Genomic DNA, 20,792 nt, shown 5'->3' with positions numbered 1-20,792 from the left:
GCGATCAATCAGCGCAGGCGGGCGAACTCGCGAAGCAGGGGCAGGCGACGCACTCGCACGGCCGTGGCACGGAATACCGCGTTTGCCAGCGCCGGTGCCGCCGAGGGTACGCCGATCACGCTGGCACCGGTCGGCTCGGCCGTCGACGGCACGATGACGGTCTCGATCTCATACGGCAGCGGCTGCGTCGTGGCGATCGGATAGTCGCGGAAGCCCGTCTGCTGCACCTTACCGTCTTTGACCGTGATGGCGAGGTTCAGGGCGGTGGAGAGCGCGTCCATCGTCGCGCCCTGCAACTGGGCTTCCAGGCCCAGCGGATTGATGGCACGACCGACATCGGCCACGCAGACCACGCGGTGGATGTCGATGCCGTCGGCCGTGGGGGCCACCTCGATCGCATGCGCGACGTAGGCGCCAAAGACGTAGGAACAGGCAATGCCCAGGCCATTCTCGCTGCGAAGCCATCGGCTCCAGTCGATCTTGTCGGCGGCCAGCTTGAGCACATTGGCCAGGCGCGCGGTGTCGATCGGGCCGCCGCGTCCGCTGTAAGGCAGCTGGCGCGGCTCACCGAGCAGGGCAAGGCGGAAATCGAGCGGATTGGCCTTGACCGAATGAGCCAGTTCGTCGATGAAGCTTTCCGAGGCGAACGTGGGCGTCACATGGGGCGATCCACGCCATTCGCCGCGGGCAAGTTTCGAGTCGAGCGGATACCAGTCGCTGCGGAAGTTCGGCACGAGACCGGCCGGCAGGGCGTCGGCGACCAGTTCGGATTGCCACAGGCGATTGTCGGGCGTGCTGCGGCCGACGAGGGCGGAAGGGCTGGCCATGCGCTGGTGCCAGCCGACGATTTTCTTACTCTTGTCGAGCGAGGCATTGAGGCGGTGTACGGCCATCGGACGGTAGTAATCGCGGGCGAGATCGTCGTCGCGGGTCCAGAGAACCTTGAGCGGTCGACTGCGGATGGCCTCGTCTTTCTTGGCCAGCGCCACCGCCATTGCCTCGGCGATGTAGTCCTGCTCGAGCCGGCGACCGAAGCCGCCGCCGCCGCGTGGCACCTGGATATCGATCTGGTCGGGGCGGAACCCGGTCATCCGCTGCACGACGGTGTAGACCTGGCGCGGCGACTGGGTCGCCGCGATCACGGTCACGCTGGTGTCCGGATCCAGGCGAACGACGCAATTGGGGGTTTCCGCAGTGGCATGCGCCACCCACGGCTGGAAATAAGTGGCCTCGAGGGCCCTCGCCGCTTTCTTCCGCGCGACGGCGATGTCGCCATTTTCGCGCACGATGGTGGGCGTGGCGGTGTCGTCACCGAACAGCTCCAGCGCCTTCTGTTCCAGCACGGAGGAGGAGGGCTCGGGGCTGTCGCCGGCTTTCCACGTCGCGTTGAGCGCCGCGCGGCCGGCCAGCGCCGCCCAGGTGTCCTCGGCCAGCACGGCCAGCGCCGGCGCCTGTGCGGCCATGCCTGCCGGCTGGCCCTGCTCGGGTGTGATGGTCACGACGTCATAGACGCCCTTGACCTTCTTCGCCGCGTCGCGGTCGGCGGTATCGAGCGTGCCGCCGGGATAGGGGCAACGCGCGATCACGACGATCACCGGATTTCCCAGGCTGTCGTCGAGCGCGTAACGCAGGCTGCCCGTCACCACGGCCGTGGCGTCCACGTCGCCGGCCGGCTGGCCGATGAGCGTGTAGCGCTCGGGCTGCTTCAGCGGCGGCAGGGTCGCCGGGGCGTCGATGCCGGCGGCCGCGGCGGCGAGGTCGGCGTAGGAAATCTTGCGGCCATCAGCGGCGACGGCCATGCCGTTCTCGCCACGAAGCTGGTCGGCCGGTACGCCGAGGCGGCGGGCTGCCGCCTGTAACAGCAACCACCGCGCCAGTGCGCCGGCCTGACGCAGGTCGGCCCAGGCCGCCGGAATGCTGGTGGCATCGCCGCTGCGTTGACGGCCGTAGGTGAAGCGCGGCTCGCCGTTGCCTTGCTCGACGCCCAGCCCGAGCGGCTCGACGATGACGCGGCCCCAGTCGGCGCTCATTTCTTCGGCGATGATCCGTGCCAGCGACGTGGACGTGCCTTCACCGTTGTCCGGGTCACGCACGCCGATGAAGATACGACCGTCCGCGGCGACACGCAGATAGGGGCCGAGCTGGCTCCAGGCATCGCCGAGCAGGGCGACCGGCGTGGGACGATCGAGCGCCTCGGCACTGCCGATGCCGATGACCAAGGCACCCGCGGTGCCCGCGGCGTACCTCAGGAAGCGGCGGCGGGAAAGACGGACTTCACCGCTCATGCCTTCGAATCCTTCATCGCGCCCGCCGCACGCTTGATCGCCTTGCGGATGCGGCCATAGCTGCCGCAGCGGCACAGGTTGCCGATCTTGTCGATGTCCGCGTCCGAAGGATTCTTCTGGTGCGAGAGCAGATCCACCGCGGCCATGATCTGGCCGGGCTGGCAGAAGCCGCACATGATGGCGTCCTCGTCGATCCAGGCTTGCTGCACCGGGTGCAGCTTGCCGTCGGCGCCGGCCAGGCCTTCGACCGTGGTTACGCGCTTGCCACTCATCTTTTCCATCTTCGTCTGGCAGGCGGCGAGCGCCTTGCCGTCGACGATGACCGTGCAGAAACCACAATCGCCCTGGTCGCAGCCGTACTTGGCGCCGGTGAGGCGAAGCACGTCGCGCAGATACCAGAGCAGGGGCATGCCTGCTTCGCCGGTATGGCGATAGCGTTTGTCGTTGACGATGAGGTCGATGCCTTCACGTACGGGTTTGGACACCGGTTGACTGGCATCCTTGTTGGGGACGGGTACGGGAGACGTCGGGCCTTGCTGTGCCATCTGCTTTCCTCAGCTGAACCGGGCCATTGTGGCATCGGTGCCCTTGTTCAGCGAGTCACTTTACTGAACAGACGTCGCCACACGGCATACACGGGCAGGCCGGCAAGGACGACGAGGCAGACCACACCGGCGCTGAGCGGCTTGTCCAGGCTATAGGCAACGACTACGCCGATGACCGCGACGAGGAACAGAAGTGGCAGTAGTGGATAGGCAGGTGTGGCAAACACCGGACGTTCCTTACTGCGCCGGCGGTACCAGAACAGCGTGGCGATAGTGACCGCATAGGCTGCCCAGTCACCGAACGTGGCGAAGTCCAGCAACTGGCCGTAATTGGCCAGCAGGACCAGCACGATCGCCCACGCCGAAAGCATCATTAGCGCGATGTTCGGCGTGCGGTAGCGCGGATGCAGCCGTGCCACGCTGGAGAAGAACAGGCCGTCCTGCCCCATCACCTGCAGTACGCGCGCACCGGCGACAAGAGTGATGTTGCAGAAGCCGAGGGTGGAAATAGCGATGCCGATGGCGATCAGCTTTGCACCCGGCGCACCGAAGACGCGGCTCATCACGTCGGCAGCGGGCGCGTTACTGTTGGCCAGTCCGTCATGGCCGAGGACGGCCAGGTACGCATAGTTGACCAGCACGTAGGCCGTAATTACCACGAGCATGCCGACGACCAGGGCGCGGGGAAGAGTCCGCTGCGGATCGCGCACTTCGCCGGCGAGGTTGTTGAGATAACTGAAGCCGGAGAAGGCGAACAGCACGGGCAGCAGGGCGCCAGCCAGCGAACCGGTTACCGCGGTCGGACTGGTGGCCAGTGCCTGCGTCGTGCCGACGCCGGCGAAGGCCAGGCCGGTGACCACGAGCACGGCGATGGCGGCCAGCTTGAGGATCGCGAACACGTTCTGTACCTGGGCGCCGAAGCGGATACCGAACAGGTTGATACCGGTGACGAAGACCAGGGCACCTACCGCGAGCGGCTTGACCAGGCCGGGCGAGAGGCCGAAGACGGAGGTCGCATAGCTGCCGAAGATCGTGGCCACGGCGGCGGCGCTGCCGCTGTAGATCACCAGCAGCATGGTCCAGCCGAACAGGAAGCCCGCCAGCCGGCCGAAGGCCTCGCGCAGGTAGACATAGCTGCCGCCCGCCTCGGGGCGACGCGCCCCGAGTTCGGCGTAGCAAAGGCAGCCGATCAGGGTGAGCAGGCCACCGGCCACCCACAGGCTGAGCAAGACCCAGCCGGAGGCGGTGCGCTGCGCCACGATGCCCGGATTGAGGAAGATGCCCCCGCCAATGATGCCGCCGACGACGATGAGCGCGGCGTCCATAAGGGTGAGACGGCGGGCGTATCCGGGATTTTCCATGTGTGTCGATGGCCTTCGTGCGAGAAATGAATCATGCCATGTGGGAGCCGCTTCAGCGGCGAAAAGCCAACGGAGCGGCTTGGCGGGAGAGGCCATCGCCGGCACAGCCGGCTCCCACACAGGGCAGCATCCCCGATACCTGGCTCCCCACATTGCCTTTTTTCCGTTGCAGCGCAACACTTCGGGGGTTTTTCACTGCAAAGAATCCCGTGAGCGAAAACGCAAACGCGCCGTTGCCCGCCAACGCGCCCTGGATCGTCATGAAGTTCGGTGGCACCTCCGTGGCCACCGCCGCACGCTGGCGCAACATCCTCGAGCTGGCCGCCAGCCGCCGCGCCGAAGGCGCGCGCGTGCTGATCGTGGTCTCGGCCTTGTCCGGAATCACCGACGGCCTGAAACAGCTTTGCACGCACGCGGATTCGAAACGGCGCTCGGACGCGGCCGCCGCCCTGGCCGATCGCCACCACGCCCTGCTGGCCGAGATGTCGCTGGCAGTGCCCGATACCCTGGGCACACGTTTGGTCGATCTGGCCGATCTGGCGCAGGCAGGCGCGGCCGACCTGGGTGAGCTGGCCTGGCAGGCACGCGTGCAGGCCCACGGCGAACTCATGTCCAGTGCGCTGGGTGCGGCGTTCCTCAGTGCGAACGGCTTGCCGACCACCTGGGTGGATGCGCGCGAGTGCCTTCACTCGGTGGCTTTACCCAACCAGAACGAGCGCACACGCCTGCTCTCGGCCATGGTCGAGCCGCATCACGATCCGGCTTTGTCGGCGGCGTTGGCCGCACGTGGCGAGGTCTTCATCACCCAGGGCTTCATCGCCTGCGACGAAGCCGGTCGCACCGTGCTGCTCGGCCGTGGCGGCTCGGACACCTCGGCGGCGTATTTCGGCGCACTGCTCGCGGCCCTGCGGGTAGAAATCTGGACCGACGTGGCGGGCATGTTCAGTGCCAATCCGCGCCAGGTCGCCGGTGCCCGGCTGCTCCAGCGTCTGGATTACGAAGAAGCCCAGGAAATCGCCTCCACCGGCGCGAAGGTGCTGCATCCGCGCTGCCTGTCGCCGCTGCGTGAGCCGCGCGTGCCGCTGCTGATCAAGGACACCAACCGTCCCGAGCTGGAAGGGACGTCGATTGGTCCCGAGGTGCGCGAGCATGCGCCGAGCATCAAGGCGATCAGCGCGCGCAAGGGCATTACCCTGGTATCGATGGAGTCGGTGGGCATGTGGCAGCAGGTCGGCTTCCTCGCCGACGTGTTCGACGCCTTCAAACGCCACGGCCTGTCGGTGGACCTGATCGGCTCGGCCGAGACCAACGTCACCGTGTCGCTGGATCCCACTGAGAACCTGCTCGACTCCGACGCCATCGCGGCGCTGGCCGCGGACCTGGCGCGCGTGTGCCGGGTCAAGGTGATCGCCCCGTGTGCGGCGATCACCCTGGTCGGCCGCGGCATGCGTTCCATGCTGCACAAGCTGTCGGGCGTGCTGGCAGAGTTCGGTCAGTTGCGCGTGCACCTGATTTCGCAGTCCTCGAACAACCTCAACATCACCTTCGTCGTCGACGAGGACGTGGTCGACGACATGCTGCCGCGACTGCATGAACTCCTTATCGGCGCGGGTGCCCTGCGCACGGATGACAGTATGGTATTCGGCCCTTCCTGGCAGACCCTCTACGGCGCCGGCGAACCGGTGCTACCGGCGGCGGCATGGTGGCAGGGCGAGCGCCTGAAGCTCGTACAACTCGCCGACGAGCGCACGCCCCGCTACGTGTATCACCTGCCGACGGTGCGCGCGCAGGCACGTCGCGTGAAATCGTTGCGCGCCGTCGATCGCGCTCATTATGCGGTGAAGGCGAACACTCATCCGGGCATCCTTAAAGTGCTGGCCGAGGAAGGCTTCGCATTCGAATGCGTGTCGCCCGGCGAGCTCACCGCCGTGTCGGCCGCCGTGCCCGACAACGTGCCTCTGCTGTTCACGCCGAACTTCGCCGCCCGCCGGGATTTCGAAGCCGCTTTGCAGACGCGGGCAACGATCACGATCGACGCGCTGCATCCCATCGAGCACTGGGGCGACATGTTCACCGGTCGCGACATCATGTTGCGCGTGGACCTCGGTCGCGGTCTCGGCCATCACGACAAAGTGAAGACTGGCGGTACGGGCAGCAAGTTCGGCGTGCCCATCGAGCATCTGGATCGCTTCCTGCGTCTCGCCGACGCGGCTGGCGCGCGCGTCATCGGCCTGCATGCGCATCTGGGTTCGGGCATTCTCGACGCCGCGCACTGGGGCGAGGTGTATTCGCAACTGGCCTCACTGGCCGAGCGCATCGGAACCATTCGCGTGCTCAATATCGGTGGTGGCCTGGGCGTGCCCTCGCATCCGGGCGAGACCGCACTGGACATGGCGGCTCTCGACCGCGTGCTCACCTCGGTGCGCCAGGCTTACCCGCAGTTCGAACTGTGGATGGAACCGGGTCGTTACCTGGTGGCTGACTCGGGCGTGCTGCTGGCCAAGGTCACCCAGGAGAAGGAGAAGGGCGCAGGCATGCGCTACCTCGGCCTCGACACCGGCATGAACAGCCTGATTCGCCCGGCGCTCTACGACGCCTGGCACGAAATCACCAATCTCAGCCGCTACAGCGAACCGGCGACCACCATGTACCAGGTGGTCGGCCCGATCTGCGAGTCAGGCGATATCCTCGGATCGGACAGACGCCTTCCCGAGTCGAAGGAGGATGATGTGATCCTCGTGGCGCAGGCCGGTGCGTATGGCGCCGTCATGTCCTCGCGCTACAACCTGCGTGACGAAGCCGACGAGGTGCTCCTGCCGTGACCGACACGCTCATCGATCCGCGTGGAAGCCAGCGCTTCCGCTTCGTTCGCCACGGCTTCGCCGACGGCGTGGCCGAACTCGTCTATGCCTTCGACGAGGGCCCGGAACTGATCGAGCGCGTGACCTTCCCCGGCGCCCCCGCGGTGCCGGTGGAACGCGAGGCCGCCTTTGCAGCCGCCCTGCGTCTGCTTCACCTGGTTGCCGGTGTCAGCTACTACAAGGCGGGCATCCCGGAGACGATCGTCGTCGAAGGTGAATCCCTCGATGAAGACAGCGCTTCCATGCTCAATGCGCTGTACGTGCACGGCCTGGCCGAGTTCGCCTATCGCAACCGGCTCGACCTGCGCTCGCGCATCGCCTTTCCGTCCGAACGCAAGGCGGCCGCGCGCGCGTCGGCGATCGGCCTGCCGCATCGTTCGCTGCTTCCCATCGGCGGCGGCAAGGATTCGGTCGTGGCTGTGGAAGCCGTGAAATCGATCGGCGCCGACGCGACGGCAACGTGGGTTGGCAACTCGCCACTCATTGCCGAGTGTGCGGCGCGCACCGGGTTGTCGACACTGAATATCTCGCGCGAACTCGCGCCGGGCCTGTTCGAGCTCAATCGTCTGGGCGCCTGGAATGGCCACATCCCGGTCACCGCGATCAACTCGGTGATCCTCATCGTAGCGGCTGTGCTGTACGGCTACGATTCGGTGGTGTTCGCCAACGAGCGCTCGGCATCGGTCGCGACTCTCGAGTACGAGGGTCAGGAAGTTAACCATCAGTGGAGCAAGGGCTTCGGTTTCGAGAAGACCCTGCACGACTACATCCATACGCATGTCGCCGCCGATCTCGACTATTGCTCGCTGCTGCGGCCATGGTCGGAGCTCGCCGTCACCAGCGCGTTCGCCCGTCTGGGTGGCGCGTATTTCGACGTGTTCTCCAGCTGCAATCGCAATTTCCGCATCCTCGGCCCCAAGCCGGCGGACCGCTGGTGTGGACAGTGCCCGAAGTGCCATTTCGTTTTCCTCGCGCTGGCGCCGTTCATGGCCAAGCCGCGGCTGGTGTCGATCTTCGGGCGCAACCTGCTCGACGACGACGCGCTCGCCGGTGCGTTCGATGCGCTGCTGGAATACAAGGATCACAAACCCTTCGAGTGCGTGGGCGAGGGTGCGGAAGCCCGCGCCGCGCTGGCCTCGCTGGCCGAGCGACCGGAGTGGCGAGAGGATGCGCTGGTCGCGCGTTTCCGTCGCGAAATACTGCCGCAGCTGGACCGCGACGAGCTCGCGCTCGAGCCGTGGCTGAAGCCGGGTGCTTCGCATCTGGTGCCAGCGCGTCTGGTTGGAGCGCTGGATGCGTTGGGCTGATCTCACCGGGCGACGCGTCGCCGTCTGGGGGTTTGGTCGCGAAGGGCGTGCTGCGCTGAATGCACTCTCGCGGCATGTGCCGGGACAGGCAGTTGATCTGTACTGCGCAGCTGATGAAGCCGACGCGGCGCGTGACGTATTCCCTGATGTGAATGTTCGTGACGTTGCGCCGGATGCAGACGCTCTCGCCGGCTACGACATCGTCATCAAATCACCCGGCATTTCGGCGTACAAACCGGAGCTGCTCGACGCTCAAGTGCGCGGCACGCGATTCACGTCCGGTACCGCGCTATGGTTCGCCGGCCACCCGATGGCGAACACCATCGCGGTGACGGGCACCAAGGGCAAGAGCACCACCTCGGCATTGATCGCGCACCTCGCCCGTTCGATCGGTGTGCGTACGGCGCTCGTCGGGAACATCGGTCTTCCGTTGCTGGAACTGGACGATGAAACGGCCGACCTCTGGGTTGTCGAACTATCCAGCTTCCAGACAGGTGAGGCCTCGGGCGTGAGCCTCGGTGTGGTGACCAGCTTGTACGAGGAGCACCTCGACTGGCATGGCTCACGCGAGCGCTATGTCGACGACAAGCTGAAGCTACTGGCGTCGTCGACCAAGGTGCTGGTCAACGCCATGCAGCCTGCGCTGCTGGCCCGCGCTGGCGATCATCCTGGGTTGTATACCTTCGGTGGTGCAGCCGACTGGCACGTCGCCGACGGCTGGATCCGTCGGGGCGTGGAAGACGTCATTCGTGCTGATCGTGTCTCGGCCCCCGGCCTGCACAACGCGATTAACGCCTGCGCCGCGTTGGCTGCTCTGGAGATCATGGGACTGGACGCGCGTGCTGCCGCACCGGCCCTGTCTAGCTTCGTGCCCCTGCCGCATCGACTGCAGCCGCTAGGCAAGCGCGATGGCCTGGACTGGATAAATGATTCGATCAGCACGACGCCACTGGCGAGTCTTGCCGCGCTCGAAACCGTCGGCACGGCACGCGCCGCGCTGATCGTCGGAGGCCACGATCGTGGGCTCGACTGGACGCCGTTCGTCGAAGCGATGCGGACGCACGCGCCCGAAGCGATCATCTGCCAGGGCCGCAACGGGCCGCGTATCGCCGATGCACTGGAGGCCGCCGGCATCGGCAATGTTTACCGCGCACTCGACCTTGCCGCCGCAGTGGGCGCCGCACGCGATGCCCTGCGCGGTGACGGCGTCATCGTGCTGTCGCCCGGCGCGCCGAGCTTCGACCAGTTTCGTGACTATGCGGAGCGCGGCAAGCGCTTTGCCGAACTCGCAGGTTTCGAATCCGGTACGGCCAGCATCCAGGGCCTCGGCATTCTGTAACGGTATCGCCGCTGTAACGGCATCGCCGCTGAAGCGGCTCCCACAGAAGGTCTGCGCAGCGGCTGTGTGGGAGCCGATTCATCGGCGATGGGTGCTAGCGAAGGCAGCAGATCAATGCGATCAGTCCCGGGTCGCACTCAACAACGTCCCCACCACGGCTGCCAACGCGGCATACAACTCCGGCGGCACGTCATCACGCAGACGCACGGCAGCCAGCAATGTTGCAATCTGCGGATCCAGCTGTGGCGCCAGGCCAAGTGCCTGCGCACGCTCCAGCATGGACTTCACGCCCGCGGCGTCGATGCGCTGGTTGCTGCCGTTGCTGGTGGGTGAGGCGAGGCGAAGCGTGACGCTGCGCCGGGGTGACGGCAGGGACTGGGTCATGCGCGTGCTTCGAGCAGTACGGCGCTGTACGCGCTGGTCGGAACGGGAAGGCCGTGCATGCACGCAAAGTGGTCGAGCTGCAGGCCGCTCTTTTCGAGTTGCCGGCGCAGCGACATGAATTCGGTTTCCAGGCGCGACACGGTCTCACCATGCTGCGCCCACAGGCGCACCGACACCCGCGGTACGCGGAGCTGGATTTCGCCCTGCACCGCGCCGAGTGTCGGCGGGTCGATAGCGAAACCCACGGTCCACATGCCATCCGGTTCGGAAGTGCTCGGCTTGCCTTCTTCAATGCGCAACTGCAGCACGTCGTAGCCGCGCACGCCGGCCAGCGGAATCTCGATCATCCACAAGCCGGACTGCGGCTGGGATTCCAGTTGGGCGATTTCGACGCGGGATACGGCAGCACGAACGTCGCCACGCAGCTGGGTCACCAGTTCGTCCACGTTTTCTTCGGTGACGACGAGTTCGGCCAGGCCGGTGGCGCGGGGCTGCGGGAACAGGGCGCGCTGCGCCAATGGCGGCGGTGTGTCGTTGAGCGGGCGTGCAGGCACCGAGCCGTCGCCGGGCCGGGTAGCGGGACGAGCGGCCGGAAGGTCGGCGAGGGTGCGACGAAGGGCGAGCAAGGCTGCCTTGAAATCGTCGGCGGCCGGCGTCTCGTCCTTCGGCTCGGCAAGATGGGCCTCGAGGAAGGCACCGCTCTTGGCGATAGCTTCCTTCATGCCAAGGGGCGAGCTCACATCCTCGGGCTTGCTGATCGCGGCTTCCAGTGTGGCCAGTGCGGCACGCAACGGCGCAGGCAAGGTCCTGGCGATGGGGCGGCTGGCCAGCGCGGAAAGCGCGCCGAGCAACTGGGCGTAACCATTCTGCAGGGGCAACCGCTCGCGCAGGCCCTGCATGGCGACCTGATCGTCCACCTTGCCGGGAAGGACTTCGAGCTGAGGCTGGGCGCCTTGCGTCAGCACCCGGACCTGGAACTGCTGGGGCAGGGAGGTCCCTGCCGCGTCGGCTTCGACGGTCAATCCGCCAATGTCGAGCAGGAGCTTGCCGATATCGGTCTGCCCCATGATCCGCGCCGTCAGAAGGGTGCCCACGCGCCACGTATCCGCGGCGGCGGTGGTGCCCGCTACCGCGCCCGCCCAAAGCTGGGCAGCGATACTGGTCGGCTGGATGATCAAGGGCAGGTCCTCCATAGGGCCTGGGCGAGTCCCGGCTGGGCGCGCTCCTGTGGCTTAGAAGATCGGCGGAATCTTGCGAAACTTTAGGGGCGGTGGCTAGCTCCGCCCCATCTGTGGGAGCCGCTTCAGTGGCGATGGGTGCTGGCGGAATACTGCCCCGGCTGCCGCCGGATCGCCGATGAATCGGCTCCTACAGCGGCTACGCCTGCTCTGGGGCGGGTCCAAGCTAGAATAGGCGGATGACCCAGCTCCCTTTCGACCTCCTCGCCACCGATGGCGCGGCCCGGCGTGGCCGTCTCCGATTCGGCCGTGGCACCGTGGAAACCCCGGCTTTCATGCCGGTAGGCACCTACGGTTCCGTCAAGGCCATGACCCCGCGCGACGTGCTCGACACCGGCGCGGAGATCATCCTCGGCAACACCTTCCACCTGTTCCTGCGCCCTGGCCTGGAGATCGTCGGCGAGTTCGGCGGCCTGCATAAGTTCATTGGCTGGGACAAGCCGATCCTCACCGATTCCGGCGGCTTCCAGGTGTTCTCGCTGGCGCATAAGCGAAAAATCACCGAGGAAGGCGTGACCTTCGCCTCACCGGTGGATGGTTCGAAAGTGTTCCTGTCCCCGGAGGAGTCCATGCGGATCCAGAAGGTGCTGGATTCGGACGTCGCCATGATCTTCGACGAGTGCACGCCGTATCCCGCTACCGAAAAGGTCGCCTCCGATTCGATGGAGCTCAGCCTGCGCTGGGCCGAGCGGTCGCGCCAGGCCTTTGACGACCTGAAGAATCCGAACGCCCTGTTCGGCATTGTCCAGGGCAGCACCTACGAAAACCTGCGCCATCGCTCGGCCGAGCGGCTGATCGAGATCGGCTTCGACGGCTATGCCGTGGGTGGTCTCGCGGTGGGTGAGCCGGAGGCCGAGCGCAACCACACCCTTGACCTCACGCTGCATGTGCTGCCGAAAGACCGCCCGCGCTATCTCATGGGCGTGGGCCGGCCTGAAGACATCGTCGAGGCCGTGCGCCGCGGCGTCGACATGTTCGATTGCGTCATGCCCACCCGTAACGCCCGCAACGGCTTCCTGTTCACCCGCGAGGGCACGTTACGTATCCGTAACGCGAAGTTCTCGATGGATACGCGCGTGATCGAGGAAGATTGCGACTGTTATGCCTGCGCCAACGGCTTCAGCCGGGCTTATCTGCGCCACCTGGACCGCTGCAACGAGATCCTCGGCAGCCAGCTGGCCACGATGCACAATCTCCGCCACTACCAGCGGCTGATGGCCGGGCTGCGCGGCGCGATCGAGGCCGGCACGCTGGACGATTTCGTCGCCGACTTCTACGCCGCGCGACGCAAGGCCGAAGTCGACGGCTGACTTGCGGGCGTTACACGGCGCCCCCAAGCCATGACGGGGCGCCGTACATAAGCACCGGGGTGCGTGGCATAATCCACGATCTTTTTACGTGAACAGCCGCTTTTCCGTGGCTGTTCCATGACTTGCGAGAATTGACGATGAGCCTTCCGACCTTCGCCGCCATTGCCCAGGCCACCGCTCCCGCTGCCGGGGCCACCCAGGGTGGGGCGCTCGGCCTCTCGCCGCTGATCATGATGGCGGTGCTGTTCGGCATCTTCTATTTCATGATGATCCGCCCGCAGATGAAGCGTCAGAAGGAGCATCGCGCCCTGCTGTCGGCCCTCGCCAAGGGCGACGAAGTGGTGATGGGCGGCGGTCTCGCCGGCCGCATCGAGGACGTGGGCGAGTCCTTCGTTCGCGTGGAGATCGCCCCGGGCACCGTCGTCCAGGTGCAGAAGGGCTCGATCACCCAGGTCCTGCCGAAGGGCAGCCTCAAGAAGTCCTGAGCTTCGTCTCAATGGCGTCAGCCGCGGCCGCTTGTGGCCGCTTTTCATGGAATGGCAAGGCATGAGTGATTTTCCACGCTGGAAATACGCGCTGGTCGTGATCGTGTTGCTGCTCGGCATCGTGTACGCGCTGCCGAACGTCTTCCCGCCCCAGCCGGCGGTACAGATCTCCGGTAACCGCGGCGCGACGGTCGACGACGCACTGAAAACCAAGGTCCAGGACATCCTCGCCACGGCGAAGACGCCAGCCTCGGTGATCGATGTCGATACGAAGACCAGTCGACTGTTGGCGCGCTTCGCCACGGCGGATGCACAGACCAAGGCGTCGGACGCACTGCGTACCGCGCTGGGCGAGAGCTACACGGTGGCGCTCAACCAGGCCTCGACCGTGCCGGCGTGGCTGCAGTCGATCAATGCGTTCTCAATGCCGCTCGGCCTCGACCTTCAGGGTGGTGTGCACTTCCTGATGGAAGTGGACCAGGGTGCGGTCGTCGACGCGCAGGAAACGCGCTACGCCGATGACATCCGTGCGTTGCTGCGCGAAAAGAAGGTGTCTTACGACGCCGTCAATCGCAATGCGCGCGGCCAGGGCGTCAGCGTGGTGCTGCGCACAGACGCGGACCGCCAGTCCGCGGCGTCGCTCATCGCTACCGACTATCCGGAACTCACCGCTACCGATGGTGCGGCCACGGGTAATCGCTTCATCCTCAATGCGGTGATCAAGCCGACCAAGCTGCGCGAGCTCTCGCAAAGCATGATCACGCAGAACCTCACCACACTCCGTCAGCGCGTGAACGCGTTGGGCGTGTCCGAGCCGCTCATCCAGCAGCAGGGCGCCAACCAGATCGTGGTGGAGCTCGCCGGTGTGCAGGACACCGCCGAGGCGAAGAAGATCATCGGTGCCGTGGCCACGCTGCAGTACCGCGCCGGCCTGTACACGCCGCCGCAGGCTGCCGACGCCGCCCGCTCGGGCAGCGTCCCGCCGGACGCCAAGCTGTACTACGGCCGCGACGGCCGCCCGTACCTGCTCAGCAAGACGATCATCGCCACCGGTGACGAACTCACCTCGGCGGTCTCCGGTCGCGACCAGCAGAATGGCTCGCCCAACGTGAGCGTCTCGCTGAACAGCTCCGGCGCACGCAAGATGCAGGATTTCACCAACGGCAATGTCGGCAAGCCGATGGCCGTGCTCTACATCACGCGTACCACCGAAACCAAGATGGTCGACGGCAAGGAAGTGAAGACGCCGAAGATCACCGAAGAGGTCATCAACTACGCGAACATCAGCTCGCCGTTCGGCAAGCAGTTCTCGACCAATGGCCTGCCCAGCGATTCGGAAGCTTCGGAACTGGCGTTGCTGCTTCGCGGCGGCTCGCTGGCCGTGCCCATCGACATCGTCGGTGAGAGCGTGATCGGTCCCAGCCTCGGCGCAGACAACATCGACAAGGGCTTCAAGGCGGTGATGCTCGGCCTCGGCCTGGTGCTGGTCGCCGCAGCTATCTACTACAAGCTGTTCGGCCTTGTCGCCGACGTCGCGCTGTTCTTCAACCTGGTGCTGCTCATCGCGGTCATGTCGATGATCCATGTCACCCTGACCATGCCTGGCATCGCGGGTATCGTGCTGACCCTGGGTATGGCGATCGACGCCAACGTGCTGATCTGCGAACGCATCCGCGAGGAACTGCGTAACGGTTCCTCGCCGCTCGCGGCGATCCGCACCGGCTACGACAAGGCCTGGGCGACGATTCTCGACGCCAACGTGACCCACCTGCTCGCCGCGCTCGGCCTGATGACCATGGGCTCGGGTCCGATCAAGGGCTTCGGCGTCACGCTATTCATCGGTATCCTCACCTCGATGTTCACGTCGGTGACGGTCACGCATGCCATCACCGCGCTGATCCACGGCGGCCGCAAGCTCAAGACCCTGTCGGTCTGAGGAGGAGGAAGCCATGGAAATCTTCAACCACAATTCGAACTTCAACTTCCTCGGCCTGCGCCGTTTCAGCATCGGCCTCGGCATCCTGCTGATGCTCGGCTCGATCGGCCTCATCATCGGCAAGGGTTTCAACTACGGGCAGGACTTCGTCGGTGGCGTGGCGGTCGAGGTGGAATACCAGTCCGCGATCGACCCGGCGGACGTTCGCTCCGCGCTGGAGAAATCCGGCCTCGAGAACCCGCTGGTCCAGGCCGTTGGCGGCACGCGCGACTACACCATCCGCATGCAGCCCAAGGACGACAAGAACTCGGTCGCGCTGACCGGCGATGAAGCCGCCGCCAAGGTGGCGGGCGACGTCATCGCCGCGCTCAAGGTCTCCCGTCCGGACGTGATCCAGAAGAGCCGCTCCTTCGTCGGCCCGCAGGTCGGTGAAGAGCTCCGCAGCGACGGCGTGGTCGCCGTGGCCTTTGTCATCATCGGCATCATGGGCTACCTGTGGCTGCGCTTCGAATGGCGCTTCGCCGTCGCGGCGCTGGCCACCGAAATCCACGACGTATTGGTCACCCTGGGCATCTTCGCGATCACCCAGCGCGACTTCGACCTGACCGTGCTTGCTTCGGTCCTGGCCGTGGTCGGTTACTCGATCAACGACAAGGTGGTCGTGTTCGACCGTGTCCGCGAACTGTTTCGCGCCAGCCGCAACGCCACGCCGGAAGAGGTGCTCAACCGTTCGATCAACAGCACGCTGTCGCGAACGATCATCACCTCGCTGTTCACCGGCATCACCATGGCGGCGCTGTTCTTCATCGGCGGCCCGGTCGTGCATGGCTTCGCGATCACCATGCTCATCGGCATCCTGGTCGGCACGCTGTCCTCGATCTTCATCGCCAGCCCGATCCTGCTCTGGCTCGGCGTGTCGAAGAAAGACCTCATGCCGCGCAGCAAGGAAGATCCGGAGCTGGAGCGTCGTCCGTAAGTCGGTTGCTCGGGCTTTGTGTGGGAGCCGGCTATGCCGGCGATGGGGCTGGCGCAACCTGGCTATCGCCGCTGAAGCGGCTCCCACAGGGTAAATCCGACAAGGTCAAAAAAGCCCGCCGTCTCCGGCGGGCTTTTTTCTTTGGTCACACCCCGTCCCTGAGATCAGAAATCGTCCCTGTCCTCGGTGGCGCCTTCGGCATCGTTGGCCAGCATCAACACCACGTAGGCGGAGCCTACGAGCGATGCGCAAAGCCAGGCGTAGACGATCTGGATCGCCGTCCTGGGGATCGCCGCAGCGACCCTGGGCGCGAGGGCCAGGCCGATGATGCCGGCGATCGCGAGTACGGCGGATACGGTCCACGCAAGACGCCGGGAAGGCGGCGCGGTGGTTATGACATTCATGGTGTTACTGCCCCTGTTCCCCTGTTTCGCGGCTTTCGTGAATTTGGTGTGAGGCCGCTTGATGTAGGAAATACCCTACAAGAACTTGAGGAGCAAGTGCCCATTGGCTGAACGAAGGACGTGACCTGTTTCACGTTTTCGGAGGTAGGGCACGCAAGGTCCCGGCTGGGCTAGAATTTCCACCCCCGATGAGGTCCCACCCATGGCAGAACGCGAATTTCCTGGTTTCACCCTGCGCAGCAGCGCCACAAAGGATGGTTCGCGCTTCAAGGCGTTGCTGTCCTCGCACCCGGCGGTCAGGGGATTTCCCAGCTACTTCACCGTCTACGACAATCGTAGCTTTCGCGACGAGGCGAGTGCACTGGTGGCTGCCGAGAAAGCGCTAGGCCTGGTGCTGGGCGTCGAGGAAGACGGTGCTCCCATCTTCGCCGAAGGCGAGACTGGCTTCGATGATGACCTTCCCGGCGACGAGACGACTGAGACGGACGACGACGACACCGATGACCAGGACCTTGATGAGGGTCCGGACGACGGGGATCACCACGACGTGCGTTCGTGACGCCCGCTCAGTGAGGGATGGCGTCATCAACGGCCTTCAGCAGGCTCCGGCGGTCGTAGGGCTTGGCCAGGAAGGCGGCGGGTTTGCCCAGCTTGCCGAGCTTGCCCGGCTCTCCGGCCTTGCCCAGCTCGCTGAGCCTTTCCGCCGCTTGCAGCGCGTCGCCTGAGACGACGACGCAACTCACCGGGTTGCCCTGGCGGCGCAGTTCGCTCACCAGGCCGATCCCGTCCATGTCGCCCGGCATGTTCACGTCGGTGAGCACAAGGCTGACCTCCGGGTGGACGGCAAGAAGAGTCAGGGCCTCATTGGCATTCATCGCGGTAAGCACGTCATAGCCCTCCAACTCCAGCATGTAGCTGGTGATGTCGAGCACGTTGGGGTCGTCTTCCACGACGAGTACGTGTCCAGTGGCAGTCATGGGCAATCCGTGAGGGCGATGGACGGCACTCTCCGCTAGCCTTCGTCGGGGAGACGTGACAGATTTGCCTTGACAGAGCTAGGGGATGACGGGCGCGCCATGAGCACTGGGGACGGGCGATACAGGCAGTTTGTCGAGGCCTCCGCTGATTGCATGAAGGAACTCGACCGCGACGGCGTCATTCGCTTCGTGGCCGGACTCGGCTGTGCGGCGCTGGCGCCCGATGGCATCGACCACCTGCTGGGAACGCGGTGGGTGGACCTGTGGCCGGTGGAGGCGCGCGACATGGTTGCCCGCGCGCTCGACCGCGCTGCGGGCGGCGAGCGGGTGGACTTCGTCAGTGCGCGGAGGACCTCGGCGGGTGCGTCGCGGTGGTGGGAGGTCATGGTCGCCCCTGTGGTCTGCAACGACACCCTCGACCACTTCATCGTGATCAGTCGCGATGTCACCGAGCGGGTCGCCTTGCAGGCGGCACTCGAGGCGATCAATGAGCTTCTGCAGGACAGGCTGAACGAATCGGTCGCGCGATCGGCCAGCGCCACGACCCAATACGGCACGCTGCTGGAGCGGCTCGAATCGGAGCACGGCGCCCGGCGGGAAGCGGAGAGCACGCTGGCCGGTGTCAGCGAACAGCTGGCCATGGCCAACCGGGGGCGCGATCTGGCGGAGGCCAGCGCGCGCCAGGCCCAGAAGCAGCAGGCGATCGGTCAACTGGTCAGCGGCATCGCCCACGACTTCAACAACATGCTGCAGACGGTGATCGTCAGCCTATCCGGCCTGCAGGACGATGTGGACGAACTGGCCCCCCGGCACAGGCGCATGCTCACCTACGCCGTGGAGGGCGCCCGACACGCGACGGCACTGACCCGGCGACTGCTCGCCTTCGCCCGGAACCAGCAGGCCCGCCCCGAACCCTTCGACCTGGGCGACCTCGTGGAAGCCTTCGCGGACTTTGCCCGCCACGGCATGAGCGGCCGTATCGCCATCGAGGTCTTTCGCCAGCCAGGGCCCCTTCCGGTTTGGATCGACCGCCACGGGCTCGAACAGGCACTGATGAATGTCTGCCTCAATGCGCGCGACGCCATGGAAGGCATGGGCAAGATGGTGATCGAGGTGGGCGAACGGATGGGGGGCGCCTCCACGGGCGATGTGCTGCGTGAACGCGCCGCCAGCCGGCAGATCTTCGTCAGCGTGGCCGATACCGGCGGAGGCATGGCCGAGGAGGTGCGCCAGCGCCTGTTCGAGCCGTACTTCACGACCAAGGAGGGCGGCTCGGGGTTGGGCCTGGCCCAGGTCTACGGGACGGTGGCGCAGGCCGGTGGCGGCATAGAAATCGAGAGCGAGGCAGGTGTCGGCACACGCATCCGGCTGGTGTTTCCGCGCTACCCGGAACCCCTTGAGTTACCTGAGTGAATCGTTCAGAAATCGTGACGAAGTGCCTCAATTTCTGGCCATGCCGGCCGATAAGAAAAGCGACTGGGAGGAAGCTACGTCATGTTGGTGATCATCGGTTTTATCGTCGTCCTGGTCTCGGTGCTTGGCGGCTATGTACTTTCACACGGTTCGATCGGCGCCCTCTGGCAGCCGTATGAGCTACTGATCATCTTCGGCGCTGCCTTAGGTGCGTTCGTCAGCGCCAATTCGATCGACATCGTCAAGAGTGCCGGCCGTGATGCCATCGGCCTGTTCAAGGGCCCGCGTTACCGCAAGCAGGACTACATCGACCTGCTGTCCCTGCTGTACGACATCTTCACCAAGATGCGTAAGGAGGGTCAGCTGGGCATGGAGGCCCACATCGAGGACCCGGCCAACAGCAGCCTGTTCTCGGCCTACCCGCGCCTGATCGCGGAGCACCACCTCATCGATTTCATCACCGACTGCCTGCGCCTCATCGTCGGCGGCAGCATGGATCCCCACGAGCTCGAGCAACTGCTCGACGTGGAACTGGAAACGCATCACCACGAGGCGATGGCGCCGGCACTGGCCGTGCAGAAGATGGCCGATGCGCTGCCGGGCTTCGGTATCGTCGCCGCGGTGCTCGGCATCGTCATCACCATGAAGTCCATCGATGGCGACGCCGCGGTGATCGGCGAGCACATCGCTGGCGCGCTGGTGGGTACCTTCCTCGGCATCCTTCTTTCGTACGGCTTTGTCGGTCCGCTGTCCGCGGCGATGGAAGCGCGTGTGAGTACGGACGGCCGTGCGTTCGAGTGCGTGAAGGTCGGTCTGCTGGCCAACCTGCGCGGTTACAACCCGATGGTCTCGGTCGAATTTGCTCGCAAATCGCTGCAGACCACCACGCGGCCGAGTTTCCAGGATCTCGAAGCGCACCTGAAGGGCGCGCGGTAAGTCCCGATGAGTGACCTGAAGCAAGTCATCGTCATCCGCAGGAAAAAAAAGGGTGGCCACGTTCATCACGGCGGCGTGTGGAAGGTGGCGTATGCCGACTTCGTCACGGCGATGATGGCGTTCTTCCTGGTCATGTGGCTGGTCGGTGCCGGCACCAAGCAGCAGCGTGCGGCGATCTCCGAATACTTCAAGAACCCGAGCATGACCCAGGGGCAATCCACCATGGCGCCCTCGGGCAAGATGGGTCCGGGCGGAGCGAGCACCAGCATGATCAAGCTCGGCGGCGCCATGGACCTGCCCAAGGGTCCGGGTGACAACCAGGCCTTCGCCAAGCCCAGCGGGTCGGATATCGACAAGCTGGCCAAGGAAAAGGAAAAGCGCCGCCTCGAGCAGCTGATGAAGGACCTGACCGAGGCGATCGCCAAGAGCCAGGCGATGGCGCCATACAAGGATCAGTTGCTGATCGACATCACCTCCGAAGGCCTGCGCATCCAGATCGTCGACAAGCAGAACCGCCCGATGTTCGACCTCGGCAGCGGTGCGCTGAAGCCGTACACCGTACAGATCCTGCATGAGTTGGCGGGCTTCGTGAACCAGGTGCCGAACAAGATCAGCATCTCCGGTCATACGGATAACGCACCGTATATCCGCGCTGACAGTGCCTATGGCAATTGGGAACTTTCCGCCGATCGCGCAAACGCGGCCCGTCGTACGCTGACCGAAGGCGGCATGCAGCCCGACAAGGTCGCCCGCGTGGTGGGCCTGGCAGCGTCGGTGCCCTTCGACAAGGCTGATCCGTCTTCCGCGATCAATCGTCGCATCAGCATCGTGGTGATGACGAACGAGGCGGCAAGGGCGGCCATGTCGACGGAAGTTGCGACGGAGACGAAGACGCTCCCGGCCGTGCCCACGCTGCACTCGGCCGAAGCGCAGCACGTGAATGGCGGTGCGCCCGACGCGCCGGTCGGTACGCCGGCATCGGCGGTCGGCAGCGCCTCGCCGGTGGCCGCGGAAGGCACACCTGGCAGCTGATCC

General features: G+C 65.4%; 18 protein-coding genes. 11 read left to right on the top strand and 7 right to left on the bottom strand.

Going from position 1 to position 20,792, the window contains the following annotated elements:
* Window positions 1–8: 8 nt before the first annotated feature.
* From C8J98_RS17505 to C8J98_RS17495, 3 genes are read right to left on the bottom strand one after another with little or no spacing between them, the layout of a single operon-like run.
* Window positions 9–2,285 carry a molybdopterin cofactor-binding domain-containing protein gene (locus C8J98_RS17505; RefSeq protein ID WP_107914457.1) on the bottom strand — a complete coding sequence of 759 codons (2,277 nt, stop codon included), beginning with the start codon at window positions 2,283–2,285 and terminating at the stop codon, window positions 9–11.
* Window positions 2,282–2,830, bottom strand: a complete 549-nt coding sequence (locus C8J98_RS17500) for a (2Fe-2S)-binding protein (protein WP_107914456.1) — start codon at window positions 2,828–2,830, stop codon at window positions 2,282–2,284. The genes C8J98_RS17505 and C8J98_RS17500 overlap by 4 nt, the downstream gene beginning before the upstream one ends.
* A gap of 47 nt (window positions 2,831–2,877) precedes the next feature.
* The gene (locus C8J98_RS17495) at window positions 2,878–4,191 is read right to left on the bottom strand and encodes an amino acid permease (RefSeq protein ID WP_107914455.1); all 1,314 of its coding nucleotides are present in this window, start codon (window positions 4,189–4,191) and stop codon (window positions 2,878–2,880) included.
* A 209-nt stretch (window positions 4,192–4,400) separates the two neighbouring features.
* Between C8J98_RS17495 and C8J98_RS17490 the strand changes: the two genes are divergently transcribed.
* From C8J98_RS17490 to murD, 3 genes are read left to right on the top strand one after another with little or no spacing between them, the layout of a single operon-like run.
* The gene (locus tag C8J98_RS17490) at window positions 4,401–7,013 is read left to right on the top strand and encodes a bifunctional aspartate kinase/diaminopimelate decarboxylase (RefSeq protein WP_255417750.1); all 2,613 of its coding nucleotides are present in this window, start codon (window positions 4,401–4,403) and stop codon (window positions 7,011–7,013) included.
* Window positions 7,010–8,359, top strand: coding sequence for a UDP-N-acetyl-alpha-D-muramoyl-L-alanyl-L-glutamate epimerase (murL, locus tag C8J98_RS17485; RefSeq protein ID WP_107914454.1), 1,350 nt, complete (start codon window positions 7,010–7,012; stop codon window positions 8,357–8,359). Before C8J98_RS17490 ends, murL begins: the two co-directional genes overlap by 4 nt.
* Entirely contained in the window at window positions 8,346–9,698 is a 1,353-nt protein-coding gene (gene murD, locus C8J98_RS17480; protein WP_107914453.1) for a UDP-N-acetylmuramoyl-L-alanine--D-glutamate ligase, read from the top strand. The genes murL and murD overlap by 14 nt, the downstream gene beginning before the upstream one ends.
* A gap of 120 nt (window positions 9,699–9,818) precedes the next feature.
* Here murD and C8J98_RS17475 read toward each other — a convergent pair whose 3' ends face one another.
* Together C8J98_RS17475 and C8J98_RS17470 are read right to left on the bottom strand one after the other, a co-directional pair.
* A complete protein-coding gene (locus tag C8J98_RS17475) occupies window positions 9,819–10,082 on the bottom strand; it encodes a hypothetical protein (RefSeq protein ID WP_046969445.1) in 264 nt (87 codons plus the stop codon).
* Window positions 10,079–11,260: a flagellar hook-length control protein FliK gene (locus C8J98_RS17470; RefSeq protein ID WP_107914489.1), complete on the bottom strand. Its 1,182-nt coding sequence runs from the start codon at window positions 11,258–11,260 to the stop codon at window positions 10,079–10,081. The genes C8J98_RS17475 and C8J98_RS17470 overlap by 4 nt, the downstream gene beginning before the upstream one ends.
* 239 nt (window positions 11,261–11,499) lie before the next feature.
* Here C8J98_RS17470 and tgt point away from each other — a divergent pair, with 239 nt between their 5' ends.
* The 4 genes from tgt to secF all read left to right on the top strand — a co-directional run bounded on the left by tgt (window position 11,500) and on the right by secF (window position 16,027).
* A complete protein-coding gene (tgt, locus tag C8J98_RS17465) occupies window positions 11,500–12,630 on the top strand; it encodes a tRNA guanosine(34) transglycosylase Tgt (protein WP_063570441.1) in 1,131 nt (376 codons plus the stop codon).
* Window positions 12,631–12,767: 137 nt separating this feature from the next.
* A complete protein-coding gene (gene yajC, locus C8J98_RS17460; protein WP_107914452.1) occupies window positions 12,768–13,115 on the top strand; it encodes a preprotein translocase subunit YajC in 348 nt (115 codons plus the stop codon).
* 61 nt (window positions 13,116–13,176) lie between these two features.
* Window positions 13,177–15,051, top strand: coding sequence for a protein translocase subunit SecD (secD, locus tag C8J98_RS17455; RefSeq protein ID WP_107914451.1), 1,875 nt, complete (start codon window positions 13,177–13,179; stop codon window positions 15,049–15,051).
* A 13-nt stretch (window positions 15,052–15,064) separates the two neighbouring features.
* The gene (secF, locus tag C8J98_RS17450) at window positions 15,065–16,027 is read left to right on the top strand and encodes a protein translocase subunit SecF (protein WP_107914450.1); all 963 of its coding nucleotides are present in this window, start codon (window positions 15,065–15,067) and stop codon (window positions 16,025–16,027) included.
* A 164-nt stretch (window positions 16,028–16,191) separates the two neighbouring features.
* Here the strand turns inward: secF and C8J98_RS17445 are convergent, their stop codons facing one another.
* Window positions 16,192–16,431 carry a hypothetical protein gene (locus C8J98_RS17445; protein WP_107914449.1) on the bottom strand — a complete coding sequence of 80 codons (240 nt, stop codon included), beginning with the start codon at window positions 16,429–16,431 and terminating at the stop codon, window positions 16,192–16,194.
* A gap of 202 nt (window positions 16,432–16,633) precedes the next feature.
* On the opposite strand from C8J98_RS17445, the gene C8J98_RS17440 reads away from it, so the two are divergent.
* A complete protein-coding gene (locus tag C8J98_RS17440; RefSeq protein ID WP_233260271.1) occupies window positions 16,634–16,990 on the top strand; it encodes a hypothetical protein in 357 nt (118 codons plus the stop codon).
* 7 nt (window positions 16,991–16,997) lie between these two features.
* Here the strand turns inward: C8J98_RS17440 and C8J98_RS17435 are convergent, their stop codons facing one another.
* Entirely contained in the window at window positions 16,998–17,408 is a 411-nt protein-coding gene (locus C8J98_RS17435; protein ID WP_107914448.1) for a response regulator, read from the bottom strand.
* A 99-nt stretch (window positions 17,409–17,507) separates the two neighbouring features.
* Between C8J98_RS17435 and C8J98_RS17430 the strand changes: the two genes are divergently transcribed.
* The 3 genes from C8J98_RS17430 to motB all read left to right on the top strand — a co-directional run bounded on the left by C8J98_RS17430 (window position 17,508) and on the right by motB (window position 20,789).
* On the top strand, window positions 17,508–18,821 hold the full coding sequence (locus tag C8J98_RS17430; protein WP_107914447.1) for a PAS domain-containing sensor histidine kinase: 1,314 nt from the start codon (window positions 17,508–17,510) through the stop codon (window positions 18,819–18,821).
* Window positions 18,822–18,902: 81 nt separating this feature from the next.
* Entirely contained in the window at window positions 18,903–19,757 is an 855-nt protein-coding gene (motA, locus tag C8J98_RS17425) for a flagellar motor stator protein MotA (RefSeq protein ID WP_107914446.1), read from the top strand.
* Between the two features lie 6 nt (window positions 19,758–19,763).
* The gene (gene motB, locus C8J98_RS17420; RefSeq protein WP_107914445.1) at window positions 19,764–20,789 is read left to right on the top strand and encodes a flagellar motor protein MotB; all 1,026 of its coding nucleotides are present in this window, start codon (window positions 19,764–19,766) and stop codon (window positions 20,787–20,789) included.
* Window positions 20,790–20,792 lie beyond the last annotated feature (3 nt).

The sequence above is a fragment of the Luteibacter sp. OK325 genome, assembly GCF_003050935.1.
In the GTDB taxonomy this organism is placed as follows: Bacteria; Pseudomonadota; Gammaproteobacteria; order Xanthomonadales; family Rhodanobacteraceae; genus Luteibacter.
The sequence above is the reverse complement of the archived record's forward strand: the minus strand, read 5'-3'. Positions and strand labels throughout refer to the sequence as shown.

Excerpts from the sequence above, each read along its gene's own strand:
- C8J98_RS17505 (WP_107914457.1), bottom strand. The coding sequence starts at position 2,285 with ATGAGCGGTGAAGTCCGTCTTTCCCGCCGCCGCTTCCTGAGGTACGCC.
- C8J98_RS17500 (WP_107914456.1), bottom strand. The coding sequence starts at position 2,830 with ATGGCACAGCAAGGCCCGACGTCTCCCGTACCCGTCCCCAACAAGGAT.
- C8J98_RS17495 (WP_107914455.1), bottom strand. The coding sequence starts at position 4,191 with ATGGAAAATCCCGGATACGCCCGCCGTCTCACCCTTATGGACGCCGCG.
- murD (WP_107914453.1), top strand. The coding sequence starts at position 8,346 with ATGCGTTGGGCTGATCTCACCGGGCGACGCGTCGCCGTCTGGGGGTTT.
- C8J98_RS17475 (WP_046969445.1), bottom strand. The coding sequence starts at position 10,082 with ATGACCCAGTCCCTGCCGTCACCCCGGCGCAGCGTCACGCTTCGCCTC.
- tgt (WP_063570441.1), top strand. The coding sequence starts at position 11,500 with ATGACCCAGCTCCCTTTCGACCTCCTCGCCACCGATGGCGCGGCCCGG.
- yajC (WP_107914452.1), top strand. The coding sequence starts at position 12,768 with ATGAGCCTTCCGACCTTCGCCGCCATTGCCCAGGCCACCGCTCCCGCT.
- secD (WP_107914451.1), top strand. The coding sequence starts at position 13,177 with ATGAGTGATTTTCCACGCTGGAAATACGCGCTGGTCGTGATCGTGTTG.
- secF (WP_107914450.1), top strand. The coding sequence starts at position 15,065 with ATGGAAATCTTCAACCACAATTCGAACTTCAACTTCCTCGGCCTGCGC.
- C8J98_RS17445 (WP_107914449.1), bottom strand. The coding sequence starts at position 16,431 with ATGAATGTCATAACCACCGCGCCGCCTTCCCGGCGTCTTGCGTGGACC.
- C8J98_RS17440 (WP_233260271.1), top strand. The coding sequence starts at position 16,634 with ATGGCAGAACGCGAATTTCCTGGTTTCACCCTGCGCAGCAGCGCCACA.
- C8J98_RS17435 (WP_107914448.1), bottom strand. The coding sequence starts at position 17,408 with ATGACTGCCACTGGACACGTACTCGTCGTGGAAGACGACCCCAACGTG.
- C8J98_RS17430 (WP_107914447.1), top strand. The coding sequence starts at position 17,508 with ATGAGCACTGGGGACGGGCGATACAGGCAGTTTGTCGAGGCCTCCGCT.
- motA (WP_107914446.1), top strand. The coding sequence starts at position 18,903 with ATGTTGGTGATCATCGGTTTTATCGTCGTCCTGGTCTCGGTGCTTGGC.
- motB (WP_107914445.1), top strand. The coding sequence starts at position 19,764 with ATGAGTGACCTGAAGCAAGTCATCGTCATCCGCAGGAAAAAAAAGGGT.